General features: G+C 65.3%; 11 protein-coding genes. 5 read left to right on the top strand and 6 right to left on the bottom strand.

The features are described 5' to 3' along the window. Window positions 1-13: 13 nt before the first annotated feature. The 4 genes from sufD to A5892_RS08145 all read right to left on the bottom strand — a co-directional run bounded on the left by sufD (window position 14) and on the right by A5892_RS08145 (window position 4,232). A complete protein-coding gene (gene sufD / locus A5892_RS08160; RefSeq protein WP_064122390.1) occupies window positions 14-1,369 on the bottom strand; it encodes a Fe-S cluster assembly protein SufD in 1,356 nt (451 codons plus the stop codon). Then, a complete protein-coding gene (gene sufC, locus A5892_RS08155; RefSeq protein ID WP_064122389.1) occupies window positions 1,366-2,118 on the bottom strand; it encodes a Fe-S cluster assembly ATPase SufC in 753 nt (250 codons plus the stop codon). The genes sufD and sufC overlap by 4 nt, the downstream gene beginning before the upstream one ends. Before the next feature lie 78 nt (window positions 2,119-2,196). Continuing rightward, entirely contained in the window at window positions 2,197-3,639 is a 1,443-nt protein-coding gene (gene sufB, locus A5892_RS08150; RefSeq protein ID WP_064122388.1) for a Fe-S cluster assembly protein SufB, read from the bottom strand. Between the two features lie 89 nt (window positions 3,640-3,728). Next, entirely contained in the window at window positions 3,729-4,232 is a 504-nt protein-coding gene (locus A5892_RS08145; RefSeq protein ID WP_064122387.1) for an SUF system Fe-S cluster assembly regulator, read from the bottom strand. A 285-nt stretch (window positions 4,233-4,517) separates the two neighbouring features. Between A5892_RS08145 and dauA the strand changes: the two genes are divergently transcribed. Further along, window positions 4,518-6,242 (top strand): C4-dicarboxylic acid transporter DauA, encoded by a 1,725-nt coding sequence (dauA, locus tag A5892_RS08140; RefSeq protein WP_064122386.1) that lies wholly within the window; start codon window positions 4,518-4,520, stop codon window positions 6,240-6,242. A gap of 84 nt (window positions 6,243-6,326) precedes the next feature. Further along, window positions 6,327-7,496: an iron-containing alcohol dehydrogenase gene (locus A5892_RS08135; protein ID WP_064122385.1), complete on the top strand. Its 1,170-nt coding sequence runs from the start codon at window positions 6,327-6,329 to the stop codon at window positions 7,494-7,496. A gap of 60 nt (window positions 7,497-7,556) precedes the next feature. On the opposite strand, the gene A5892_RS08130 is transcribed toward A5892_RS08135, so the two are convergent. Further along, window positions 7,557-8,423, bottom strand: coding sequence for a formyltetrahydrofolate deformylase (locus tag A5892_RS08130; RefSeq protein ID WP_064122384.1), 867 nt, complete (start codon window positions 8,421-8,423; stop codon window positions 7,557-7,559). 368 nt (window positions 8,424-8,791) lie between these two features. Here A5892_RS08130 and arfA point away from each other — a divergent pair, with 368 nt between their 5' ends. Further along, window positions 8,792-8,944, top strand: a complete 153-nt coding sequence (gene arfA / locus A5892_RS19810; protein ID WP_082890598.1) for an alternative ribosome rescue factor ArfA — start codon at window positions 8,792-8,794, stop codon at window positions 8,942-8,944. A gap of 49 nt (window positions 8,945-8,993) precedes the next feature. Here the strand turns inward: arfA and A5892_RS08120 are convergent, their stop codons facing one another. Then, complete coding sequence (locus tag A5892_RS08120) at window positions 8,994-10,121, bottom strand: hybrid-cluster NAD(P)-dependent oxidoreductase (protein ID WP_064122382.1); 1,128 nt, start codon at window positions 10,119-10,121, stop codon at window positions 8,994-8,996. A 272-nt stretch (window positions 10,122-10,393) separates the two neighbouring features. Here A5892_RS08120 and A5892_RS08115 point away from each other — a divergent pair, with 272 nt between their 5' ends. Beyond that, window positions 10,394-11,683: an aromatic ring-hydroxylating oxygenase subunit alpha gene (locus tag A5892_RS08115; protein WP_064122381.1), complete on the top strand. Its 1,290-nt coding sequence runs from the start codon at window positions 10,394-10,396 to the stop codon at window positions 11,681-11,683. A gap of 253 nt (window positions 11,684-11,936) precedes the next feature. Continuing rightward, window positions 11,937-13,079 (top strand): porin, encoded by a 1,143-nt coding sequence (locus A5892_RS08110; protein ID WP_064122380.1) that lies wholly within the window; start codon window positions 11,937-11,939, stop codon window positions 13,077-13,079. Window positions 13,080-13,317 lie beyond the last annotated feature (238 nt).

The following is a 13,317-nucleotide window of genomic DNA, read 5'->3' as shown; positions in this document are numbered from 1 at the left end:
GCGTCGCGTCGCATTACTCGCCCAGCTCGATCAAACCCTCGAGGTTGAAGCGCTCGGGCAGCATGCCCGCCACGCGCCGCTCGACCCGATGGGCAATCTCGGGGAGCTTGGTCGATTCGAGGATCTCGCCGGCGAAAGCCAACGTCAGCAGCGCTCGCGCGGTGTGCTGGTCGATGCCACGGGCGCGAAGCGCGAATACCGCGTTCTCATCGAGCTGGCCGGTGGTCGCGCCGTGCGAGCAGAGCACGTCGTCGGCGTAGATCTCGAGCTCCGGCTTGGTATCGATCTCGGCGCGATCGGAGAGCAGCAGATTGGCGTTGTTCTGGTAACCACGCACCTGCTGAGCGTCACGCTTGATGTAGACCCGGCCGTTGAACACACCGCGCGCACGGTCGTTGAGAATGCCCTTGTAGTTCTCATTCGAGTAGGTGCGCACCACGTTGTGGTTGACCACGGTGTGGTTGTCGACATGCTGGCGGCCCTGGGCGAAGAACAGCCCCCAGAAATCGGTCTGCGCGCCTTCGCCATTGAGCTCGGCGTCGAGGTCGTTGCGGGTCAGCGCCCCGCCGAGGTTGAGGCTGTGCGAGGAGAAATGGCTGTCGCGCGCCTGATCGATCTTGAAATTGGCGAAGTGGAACTCGCGCTCGGACGCCTCGTTGAGCTTGTAGTGATCGAGCCTGGAGCCCGGGGCGAGAAACGCCTCGCCGACCAGATTGGTCAGGTTGGCCGCGCCGCTCTCGCCAACGAAATGCTCGAGCACGGTAGCCCGGGCGTTGTCGTCGAGGCGCAGGATCACCCGCGGGTGGCTCATCACCGCGCGCTCGGCGGCGGTGGAGACGAACAGCAGATAGACCGGCCTGTCGAGCTCGACGCCTCGACCCACCTCGATCACCGCCCCTTCGCCAGTGAAGGCGAGATTCAGCGCGGTGAAGGCGCTGGCCCGCTCATCGACCATGCTGGCCAATCCCGACGGCAGTTCGCCACGGGAGAGATAGCGCGACAGCGGTGCCACCCCGACCCCGGCCGGCAGCCCGGACAGCGCCGAGCGCTCGGCGTCGAACACGCCATCGACGAACACCATCCGGTAGGCGTCGAGCTCCAAGGCGAGCTCGGCACCGCGAGGAGTCGCATGCCCGCCCTGATCGGAGAGAGCGAAGTCGGTGCGCGCGATCGCGCGCACGTCGGTGTACTTCCAAGCCTCGACGCGGCGGGTCGGCAGTCCGACCGCCTCGAACGCCGCGCGTCCGCGCTGGCGAAGCCGCTCGAGCCCAGCGAAGGCGGCCGGCGCCTGCGCGTTGAAGCCCGCGGAGAAATGCCCCAGCGCCTGATCCGGCACCGGCGCATCGGGACGAATGGCGGTAACGGTCATGCGTGCTCCCCTTCGAGGATCCAGTCGTAGCCGCGCGACTCGAGCTCGAGGGCAAGCCCCTTGTCGCCGGAGCGGGCGATGCGCCCGTCGATCAGCACATGGACGTAGTCCGGCACGATATAGTCGAGCAGCCGCTGGTAGTGGGTGACGATCAGGATCGACCGATCCTCCGTACGCAGCGAATTGACTCCCTCGGCGACCACCTTCATCGCGTCGATGTCGAGACCGGAGTCGATCTCGTCGAGCAGTGCGAGCTTGGGCTCGAGCACCAGCATCTGGAGGATCTCGTTACGCTTCTTCTCGCCGCCGGAGAAGCCTTCGTTGACCGCACGCTGGAGGAAAGCACCGTCCATCTTCATGAACGCGAGCTTGTCCTTGATCAGCCGCATGAACTCTGGAGCGGGGATCTCGTCGAGCCCCTGGGCCTTGCGTTTGGCGTTGAGCGCCGCGCGCAGCAGGTAGACGTTCTTCACGCCCGGAATCTCGACCGGGTACTGAAAACCCATCAACACCCCCGCCTGAGCGCGCTCCTCGACTTCCATCTCGAGCAGGTCACGGCCTTCGAAGGTGATCGACCCGCCGGTGACCTCATAGCCCTCCTTGCCGGCGATCACCGCCGAGAGGGTCGACTTGCCGGCGCCGTTGGGGCCCATGATCGCGTGAACTTCGCCCGGCGCGATGGTCAGGTCGACCCCCTTGAGGATGGCCTTGTCTTCGACCTTGGCGTGTAGATCCTTGATCTCGAGCATGATGTCTGAACCTTTCATATCTAGCGTGGTGCCGGCGACCTGGCGGCGCCGGGGATAATGTCGATATTCGCGCCGGCCTCAGCCGACCGAGCCTTCGAGGGTGACGCTGAGCAGCGCTTCGGCCTCGACCGCGAACTCCATCGGCAGCTCCTGGAAAACGTCCTTGCAGAAGCCGTTGACGATCATGCTCACCGCATCCTCTTCGCTGATCCCGCGCGCGCGGCAGTAGAACAGCTGGTCGTCGGCGATCTTCGAGGTAGTGGCCTCGTGCTCGACGGTGGCGCGGGCGTTGCCGATCTCCTGGTAGGGGAAGGTGTGGGCGCCGCAGCGGTCACCGATCAAAAGCGAATCGCACTGGGTGTAGTTGCGCGCGCCCTCGGCGCGGGGCGCGATCTTGACCAGGCCGCGATAGGACTGGTCGGAGCGCCCGGCGGCGATGCCCTTGGAGATGATCGTCGAGCGGGTGTGCTTGCCGATGTGGATCATCTTGGTGCCGGTGTCGGCCTGCTGGCGGCCGTTGGTCACCGCCACCGAATAGAACTCGCCCCGGGAGTAGTCGCCGGTGAGCAGGCAGGAGGGGTACTTCCAGGTGATCGCCGAACCGGTCTCGACCTGGGTCCAGCTGATCCGCGAGCGCGCCCCCCGGCAATCGCCGCGCTTGGTGACGAAGTTGTAGATCCCGCCCTTGCCGTCTTCATCGCCGGGATACCAGTTCTGCACCGTCGAGTACTTGATGTAGGCATCGTCCAGCGCGACCAGCTCGACCACCGCGGCATGGAGCTGGTTCTCGTCACGCATCGGCGCGGTACAGCCCTCGAGATAGGAGACCTGGGCGCCCTTCTCGCAGATGATCAGGGTGCGCTCGAACTGGCCGGTGTTGGCGGCGTTGATGCGGAAATAGGTGGAAAGCTCCATCGGGCACTTGACACCCTCGGGCACGAAGACGAAGGAGCCATCGGTGAACACCGCCGAATTGAGCGCGGCGAAGAAATTGTCGCCCGTCGGCACCACGGTGCCGAGGTAGCGCTTGACCAGCTCGGGGTATTCGCGGATCGCCTCCGAGATCGAGCAGAAGATCACCCCCGCCTCGGAGAGCTTGGCCTTGAAGGTGGTCGCCACCGAGACCGAGTCGAACACCGCGTCGACCGCGACGCCGGCGAGCGCGGCACGCTCGTGCAGCGGGATCCCGAGCTTCTCGTAGGTCTCGAGCAGTTTGGGATCGACCTCGTCGAGGCTCTTCGGCGCGTCGTCTTTGGATTTCGGCGCGCTGAAGTAGGAGATCGACTGGTAGTCGATCGGCGGATAGTCAAGGTGCGCCCAGGAAGGCTCGCGCATGGTCTGCCACTGGCGGAAGGCGTCGAGGCGCCATTCGAGCATCCATTCAGGCTCGCCCTTCTTGTTCGAGATGAAGGCGATCACTCGCTCGTCGAGCCCGGGGGGCAGGGTGTCGCTCTCGATGTCGGTGAAGAACCCCTGCTTGTACTCGCGCTGGACGAGCTTTTCCATCTCTTCGGTTGCCATATTCCTCTCCCCTGCGAGCGTAGTGACGGTCGCTCGGCCCTTCATGTATGTGTCTAGTCCGCGGCTTGCGCGGAAATGTCCTGCCGCGCTCAGCGCGCTGTCGCATCGGTGACCCGCGCGTCACTGACCAAGAGCGACTCGCTGATGCGGCGAACGGCGGTCTCGGCGCGCGGCGGGGTCAGCTTGAGCGGCTCGCGCTGGGCGAGATGCTCGAGGGTGACGCTATCGAGCAGCTGGCGAATCGCGACCGACACCCGCTGCCAGTTGTCGGCTACGCCGCAAGTCGCCGCCAGGTCGCAGTCGCTGCCACCGTGACTGCAAGCGGTCATCGCCACCGGCCCCTCGATCGCCTCGATAATGTCGCTGACCCGGATCGAGCGGGCCGGGCGGGCGAGCAGATAGCCGCCCTGCACACCGCGTCGCGAAATCAAAAGCCCAGCCTTTTGCAAAAGCTTGAGTGTCTTGCTCACCGTCGGACGCGGCAGGCCGACGCTCGCCGCCAGTTCCGGCGCGGCGTGAGCGCTCTCCGGATGGCGAGCGATCTGCGCCATCACCACACCGGCGTAATCGCTGAGTTTCGACAGTTTGAGCACGCTTCCACCCCGTTGAGTGATTGCGGACTATTTTAGTCCTGTTTAGCCATTGCTGTGAAGCTATGGCCCGGATTGATTCGGCATATCGTGCGCGTTGCATACACGTTGCCCGACAATCACGCGCAAATGCGACAAATTATCACTTTCGCTTCGTCACCTCCGGCGCAGTTTTTTTCCCTCCCCGGATGCGCGCCAGTGCGCCAGGGTGTTCAATGCCTCGACGGCCGCCGCGCGGCACCGCGCCCACGACGACCACCTCCGTATTCCCGAGAGGCCCGGCCATTCATGTCCAACCGTTCCATCCCGCTGTTTTCCGCTGCCCGTCAGACCCTTGGCAGTGGCTATTCCCTCGCCCATTTACGCCGCGACATCGTCGCCGGCCTCACCGTCGGCGTGATCGCCATTCCTCTGGCGATGGCGCTGGCGATCGCAATCGGCGTGCCGCCCCAGCATGGCCTCTACACCGTGATGGTGGCGGCCCCGCTGATCGCCCTCTGCGGCGGCTCGCGCTACAACATCAGCGGTCCGACCGCGGCCTTCGTCGTGGTACTGCTGCCGATCACCGAGCGCTTCGGCCTCGGCGGCCTGCTCTCCTGCACCCTGCTCGCCGGGCTGATCCTGGTGACGATGGGCATGCTGCGGGTCGGCCGGCTGATCCAGTTCATTCCCTATCCGGTGACGCTGGGCTTCACCGCCGGTATCGGTGTGGTGATCGCCACACTTCAGCTCAAGGACTTCCTCGGCTTGAGCCCCGCCGCCGCCGGCCATGACTATCTCGCCCAGCTCGCAGCCCTGGGCCAAGCGCTGCCGAGCCTGCGTTTCGCGGATGCGCTGATCGGCGCGCTGACGCTCGCCACGCTGATCCTCTGGCCACGCCTGGTGCCGAAGATACCTGGCCATCTCGCCGCTCTGGCGGTGGGCACCCTGGCCGGTCTGGCGATGGTCCATTTCGGCCAGGGTCCCGAGACGCTCGGCGAACGCTTCCACTACCAGCAAGACGGCCTGACCCTCCCCGGCATCCCGCCGATGCTGCCGGACTTCGCCTGGCCATGGGAGCTGGCCGGCGCGGACGGAGCGCCGCTCGGGCTCTCCTTCGAGCTACTCCGGGCGCTGCTGCCGTCGGCGCTGGCGATCGCGATGCTCGGCGCGATCGAGTCGCTGCTCTGCGCGGTAGTCGCCGACGGCATGGCGGGCTCCCGTCACGACCCCGATGCCGAGCTGGTCGGCCAGGGCATCGGCAACCTGGTCGCGCCGCTGTTCGGTGGCATCCCGGCGACCGCCGCGATCGCCCGCACCGCGGCCAGCGTACGCGCGGGCGCCTACTCTCCGTTGGCCGCGGTGATCCACGCCGCGGTGGTGCTGCTGGCGATCCTGCTGCTCGCCCCGCTGTTCGCCACCCTGCCGATGGCGGCACTGGCGGCGCTGCTGCTGATGGTCGCCTGGAACATGAGCGAACCGCGCCACGTGGTCCACGCACTGCGCGTCGCCCCACGCCACGATCAATTGGTACTGCTGACCTGCCTGGTGCTCACCGTGTTGTTCGATATGGTGCTGGCGGTGGGCGTCGGGCTGCTGCTCGCCGCTGGGCTTTTCATCAAGCGGATGAGCGAGGAGACCGCCACGGCATCGCTGATCCAGAGCGACGCCGATCTGCTCGAGGCGCTGCCAGCGGGTGTGCGTGGCTACTCGATCAGCGGACCGCTGTTCTTCGGTGCGGCGGAAAAGGCGCTCGGCGCGCTGCGGCGCTTCGACCCCGAGGTGCGGGTGGTGATCGTCGACATGCGCGACGTACCGCTGCTCGACATGACCGCGCTGGTCGCGCTCGAGAACGTGATCGACGACTATCGCCGCCAGCACATCGGCCTGGTGCTGGTGGGCGTGCGTCCCCGGCTGCGGCTCAAGCTTCGCCGCGCGGGAGTGAGGAGCGTCAAGCATCGGCTGGCCTACGTCGCGGGTCTTGCCCGCGCGCGACGCCAAGCGAAGGAGTGGCTGGACAGCGCCGAGTGCTAGCCTTCATGCCACCAAAGTCGGGAGCGCGAAGCCAGGGCCGTCTGGTTAGGCTTGGGCGAGCCCAGCGAGGATAGGAAACCGACGATGCCGAGCATTTTCTCCCCCGATACGCTCCACTATGGCGCGGGCGCCTTCGAAAGACTCGGCGAGGAAGCCGCGAGGTTCGGCAGTCGAGCGCTGCTGGTCGGCGACCGGACGATGGAAATGCTCGGCCTGATCAACCGTGCCCGCATCCTGCTCGAGGATGCGGGGGTGGAGTGTTCGAGCTTCATCGACGTCGACGGGGAACCGGAGGATCGCCACGTGAAGGCGGCGCTGGCGATCGCCCGCGAATACGACTGCCGGATGCTGGTCGGCCTCGGCGGTGGTAGCTGCATCGATGCGGCGAAGGCGGTGGCGCTGCTCGCCGCGAGCGGTGGCGATATCGCCGACTACCTCGACCCGCGCCAGCACCCGGGGGCGGTGGCGCTGCCGCTGATCGCGGTACCGACCACCGCGGGCACGGGCTCGGAGGGCACCGACGTCACCGTGATCACCGACACCGAGCGCGGGATCAAGATGATGATCAAGCGCGCCGCACTGATGCCCGCGGTGGCGATCGTCGATCCCGAGCTCGCCCGCTCGGCACCCGGTCCAGTGGTCGCCGCCACCGGGGTCGACGCTTTGACCCACGCGATCGAAGCCTATCTGTCGCGACGCGCCCACCCCTATACCGACACCCTGGCACTGGCCGCCTGCGCACGAATCGGACGCCATCTCGAACGCGCCTGGCGCGACCGTGAGGACCTCGACGCCTGGAGCGAGCTATCGCTCGGCGCGACCCAGGCCGGCCAGGCATTCTCCAACGCCTCGGTGGGGCTGGTGCACGGCATGTCGCGCCCGCTCGGTGCGCTGTTCCACGTCCCCCACGGCATCTCCAACGCCATGCTGCTGCCCGGCGTACTCGAATTCAGCCGTCGCGACTGCGCGCCTCGCCTGGCCGAACTGGCCGCGGTGCTACTCCCCGGTGAGTGCCCTCGGGACATCGATGCCGCGGCGGACGCCGTGGTCGCCTGGGTCAAGCGTCTATGCCTGAGTCTCGAGATTCCCAACATGCAGCGCTATGGGATCGAGTGGGAAGCGCTCGCGCCACGGCTCGATAAAATGGCCGAAGACGCGCTGGCGAGCGGCAGCCCCGGCAACAATCCCCGGATACCGAGCCACGCCGAGATCATAACGCTCTACCGGCACTGCTATGCCGACGACTTCGGCTAAGCACGTCTCGTCGCCAAATCCATCACCAAATCGACGACGCCCGGGCGGCGTCGACCCAGGCTAGAACACCACCGTGCGCCGCCCGCTGAGGAATACCCGGCGCTCGAGGTGCTGCTTCACCGCGCGGGCCAGCGTCAGGCACTCGATATCGCGCCCCTTGCTGACCAGCTCCTCCGGATAGTGGGCGTGATCCACCGCCTCCACCCCTTGGGCGATGATCGGCCCCTCATCGAGGTCGTCATTGATGTAGTGGGCAGTGGCACCGACCAGCTTGACCCCTTTGGCGTAGGCCTGGTGATAGGGGCGCGCGCCCTTGAAACCGGGCAGCAGCGAGTGATGGATGTTGATCGCCCGGCCGTCGAGGCGCTGGCAGAGTTCGGCGGAGAGCACCTGCATGTAGCGGGCCAGGATGGTCAGCTCGGCACCGCTGCCCTCGATCACCTCGATCACCCTGCGCTCCTGGACCGGCTTGCGCTCGGGGTGGTCGGCGCTGAGTGGGAAGTGGTGCCAGTCGATACCGTGGGCGCGGACCAGCGGTTCGAGGTCCGGATGGTTGGAGACCACCGCGCGAATGTCCATGTTGAGCGCGCCGGTGCGCTGACGATAGAGCAGATCGTTCAGGCAGTGGTCGGCCTTCGAGACCATGATCACCACCTTGGGCTTGTGACCCGGCGGCACCAGCTCGAACTCCATCGAAAAAGGCGCCAAGCGTTCGGCGAGCGCGGCGCGAAACTCCTCCTGCGCCTCGACCGGCAGGTCGCAGAACTCGACGCGGATGAAGAAGCGCCGCTCAAGGCGATCGTCGAAGCTGTGATGCTCGGTGACGTAGCAGCCACGCTCGAACAGAAAGCGGGTGACGACATCAATGGTGCCGAGGCGGCTCGGCCCCTGGGCGGCGAGAATCCAACCATCAAAGGCGGTGGTCATGGGCATGTGCTCGTACGCGGGCAGGTATCCAGAAAAGAACACCGGGCGCAGGAACGACCCGGCGACAGGGGAAAATCAGCTATCGATGACAAGCCCATACTTGCTCGAGGCATCCTGCGGCGTTTGCCTGTGTGCGACGTCGAAATGCTCAAACCACCCGCCACGAGGCGCGACGCTTGGATCGAGACGAGGTGTGCCGGATGGCGTGGCGTGGCGTGGCGTGGCGTGGCGTGGCGTGGCGTGGCGTGGCGTGGCGTGGCGTGGCGTGGCGTGGCGAACCAGGCTATCCTCCACCCGCGCTGACGCGACCCAATGCGATCAGCTCGACCGCGCACGATTGCAGCGCGACCTGGAAAGGAGAGCAGAAGATGAAGAAAGACCGCGGTATCCGAGACAATGCGCTCAAAGCGCAGCTGCGCAGCCCGCTCTACCGGATGCGCCAGGAGAAACCCAAGAAGGGCAAGGGCAGCTACTCCCGCAAGCGTTCACCCCAAGCGCGGGAGTATCGCCAAGCCGCCTGATCGGCAGCTTCGCGATACTTCCTCCCGGTGCGACGCGCCGCCGGCGGGTTCAGAAATCGATCAGCACATCGCCACACGGGCGCGAGCAGCAGGAGAGGATGTAGCCCTCGGCCTCGTCCTCCTCGGTGATCCCGCCGTTGTGCTCCATCACCACCTCGCCCGACTGCTTCATCACCTTGCAGGTGCCGCAGATCCCCATCCCGCAGGCCTTGGGAATGTGCAGCCCGAGCTTGGCGGCGGCGGCGTGAACCGTCTCTTCCGGCGAAACCCGCACGCTCTTGCCGGCCCCGGCGAACTCGACCAGATGCATCAGCGAGCGATCGGGCTCTGGTGCCTGCTCGGCCTGTTCGGCCTGCTCCACCGCATCGATCCGCGCATCGACCGGCGTCGCCCCGAACGACTCCTCGTGGTAGCGATTCATATTAAAGCCCTGCTCGACCAGCAGCGCGCGCACCGCCGCCATATAGGGGGCAGGGCCGCAGCAGAAGATCTCGCGTTCGAGGAAATCCGCGGCGATCAGCCTGAGCATCTCGAGCCCGAGAAAGCCGCGATAGCCGGCCCAGGGCTCGCCGAGCCCGTGGCGCTCGCAGATCAGATGCAGGGCGAAGTTGTCGATTCGGGAGGCCATGTGCTCGAGCTCGCGCTGGAAGATCACGTCGCGCGGCGAGCGAGCGCTGTGGACGAAGACCATGTCCACGGCGGCATTGGTATCGAAGAACCAGCGTGACATCGACATCACCGGCGTGATCCCCACGCCGCCAGAGAGGAACAGCACCTTGTCGGCGGGAAAGTCGATGGCGTTGAACTGCCCGACCGGCCCGTGCACGGCGATCCGGTCGCCCTGGCGCAGATGGTCATGGAGCCAGTTGGAGGCCCGCCCACCCGGCACCCGTTTGACGCTGATCGAGAAGCTGTAGGGCACCGACGGGGAGCTCGAGATGGTGTAGGAACGCATCACCTGCTCGTCGTCGATCGAGAGCTCGAGGGTGACGAACTGCCCCGGCTTGAAGAAGAACATGATCGGCTGGTCGGCCATGAAGCAGAAGGTGCGCACGTCCCAGGTTTCCTGGATGACCTTGACGCAGCGCACCAGGTGCCGGCCGTTGACCCAGGTCTGGGTGTTGACTGGATTGACGCTCAGCGGCGGATTTGACGAAGACGCGGCGGTATTGGTCATCAAGGAACTCCTGGCACGGCATCGAACGGCAGGGACGGTTGCGTCCATGGCGCGATTGTGCGCCATGCCCTTAAGGCCCACTTATCCGTCGGCGACATCGTCTTGCTCATCGCGACCGCCCGCGTCGCACAGGCTCGGCCGCGTCGGGGATGCATCCAAGCATGTCGTCCATGGACAAGGATCGCCCGGTGCAGCGGCCCACACTCGGATCATCGACTCCCACCGCCAAGTGGCCCCAACAATAACTCGCGCGCTCGCATCAGGAGCAGACCATGATCCAGCCCCTCCCTATCCTCGACGATCCCCTCGCTACCGTGCGCCAGGCGGTGGGCAGGATGCTTGCCGAGCGCAACCCCTATTTCTCGCTGCCGCAGCCGCTTTACAACGATGAGCGCGTACACCAGCTGGACATCGAGCGAATCTTCGCCCAGGAGTGGCTGATCGCCGGGATGGGCTGCGAGATTCCATCCAAGGGCAACTATCTCACCATCGAGATCGGCGACAACCCGGTGTTGGTGGTGCGCGGCGCTGACGGCGCGATCCACGCCTTCCACAATGTCTGCCGGCATCGCGGTTCAAGGCTTTGCCTGCACGAGCGCGGCAAGGTCGCCAAGCTGGTCTGCCCCTACCACCAGTGGACCTATGAACTCGACGGCCGGCTGCTGTTCGCGGGCACCGAGATGGGCACCGACTTCTCGATGGCCGACTATGGGCTCAAGCCGGTGCACGTGCGCGAGGCCGGCGGCTTCGTGTTCGTTTCGCTCGCCGAGAACCCGGTGTCGATCGACGACTTCTTCGCCACCCTCGAGCACTACATGGCCCCCTACGACATGGCCAACACCAAGGTGGCGGTGAAAAGCGAGATCATCGAACAGGCCAACTGGAAGCTGGTGATCGAGAACAACCGCGAATGCTACCACTGCAACGGCTCGCATCCGGAGCTTTTGAACACCCTGCTCGAATGGGACGACGTCACCGACCCGCGCGCCAGCGAGGCGTTCAAGCAGCACGTCGCCGCCTGCGCCATGCGTTGGGATACCCAAGGCATTCCCCATGCCCACGCCTCGTTCGGGCTGCGCAACCGGATCGTCAGGATGCCGCTGACCGAAGGCGCGGTCTCGATGACCTTCGATGGCAAGCAGGGCTGCAACAAGCTGATGGGACGGATCACCGACCCCGACCTCGGCAGCATGCGCATCCTTCATCTGCCGCACTCGTGGAACCACTGCATGGGCGACCATCTGATCAACTTCACCGTCTGGCCGCTCTCGGCCCAGCGCACCAAGGTGATCACCAAGTGGATCGTGCACAAGGACGCGGTCGAGGGCGTCGACTACGACGTCGCCCGGCTGCGCCAGGTATGGGACGCCACCAATGACCAGGACCGGCGGCTGGCCGAGGAGAACCAGCGTGGGATCAACTCGCTCGCCTACCAGCCGGGCCCCTACTCGAAGACCTACGAATTCGGCGTGATCGACTTCCTCGACTGGTACAGCGAACGGATGCTCGCCCACCTCGGCATCGACGAGCTTTCGCCGCAGCGCACCGCCGCCGCGGTCTGAATCCCGCCCCAGTCTCCTTCCCCTCCCCGCCCCGCACGGTGACCATCGCCGTGCGGGGCGCATCCATTCGCGCACCGCTCGAGAAAAAAGTCCCCAGGCTCTTTCCCCCCAACCAAAACTGATTTAAAACTTAATCGCTTTTTTTTCGGTCCCTACCTCTCACCGGGCAGCGATCGATACGCCGGACGGCGGTGGGTAACCCCACTCGACGCCCAGGCGACTCATCCAAACGACAAGGGAAAGAGACAATACAATGAAGATCAACCAGGGAGTGCTCGCCGTCACCGCGGCCGGGGCGCTCCTTTACGCCGCCAGCGCCAGCGCCGAAATCACTCTGCTCGAGCGCGACAATGGTTCACCCGTGCTCAACAACCTCAAGCTCCAGGTCGGGGGCAGCATTCGTTCTCAGTATCGCAACAAGATGGGCGGCAGCGACGATGGCTCGTACATGCATCGCGGCTACGACGGCGGCACCCGGCTGCGGATCACCGCGGAGTACTTCCTCAGCGACGATCTACGCCTGCTCGGCTACTACGAGCCCGGTGTGGACATCTTCAATACCCTCGACTGGAATCGCCACTACGATCACGACAGGGACAACACCACCAGGCGCCAGCTCTACGTGGGCGTGGCGAGCAATACCTACGGCACGCTGACCTATGGCAAGCAAAACAGCGTCTTCTACAGCGTGATCGGCGAGAAGACCGACGTATGGGACAACGACATGCATGGCCAGGGGCCGGGCAACGGGGTCAATGGCGACTACGACGGCTCCTACCGGGCGCGCGACCTGATCAAGTACGTCAAGGACATTGGACCGGTCAAGCTCACCCTGGGCTGGACGCTGCCGACCAACGACTACTATCTCGGTGGCGACGAGGCGAACCTTTTGCGCTACAAGCGCAAATCCGGCGGTGCGATCGGTGCCGATTACCGCGTCACCCCGGACCTGACCCTGAGCGCGGCCTACAGCTACACTCGCGCCGAGATCCGCCAAGGCAGTGGCGATCCCACCGGATACGACCAGCAGATGAGCGGCACCGCCGTACAGTGGAAGCCTGATAACTGGACCCTGTCTGCGATGGTGGGCGTCTACGAAGACTTCGTGCCGCTGCACGACAATCGAGTCCCGACCGACTACTTCGAGGGCACCGCACAGGGGTGGGAGTACTTCGCCGGCTACAAATTCCCGCTCGACATGCCGCTGTTGAAGAGCACCCAACCCTACGTCGCCGGAGACGGCATGCGCTGGGACAACTACCAGACCAACCATCAGTACGTCGGTCTCGCCACCCAGCTGGCCTATGGGTTCCGGGTCGACCTGGAGCGCACCTTCACCAACACTTCCGATAACCAACCGGATGAAAACTGGGTGCGCCTGCGCTACGACTTCTGATCGCGGTCCGGCAAACCAAGCGGTGGCTCTTCGTGGCCACCGCTTCAGTCAATCAAGAATCCCCCTCATTTGCCTCACTGGTAGATGACACAAGCGCAAAAAATCCAGGCGCGGTTTTTCGCGATATTCGAGCGTGTTCTCGACACATCACAGTGCACCTCCAGGCTGAGCCATCGTCGGCCGATCCGCTCCCGGAGACGGCGACATCGTTGCGAAATACCTGGAGACTCTCGCCACA

The sequence above is a fragment of the Halotalea alkalilenta genome (genome assembly GCF_001648175.1).
Lineage (GTDB): Bacteria > Pseudomonadota > Gammaproteobacteria > Pseudomonadales > Halomonadaceae > Halotalea > Halotalea alkalilenta_A.
The sequence above is the reverse complement of the archived record's forward strand: the minus strand, read 5'-3'. Positions and strand labels throughout refer to the sequence as shown.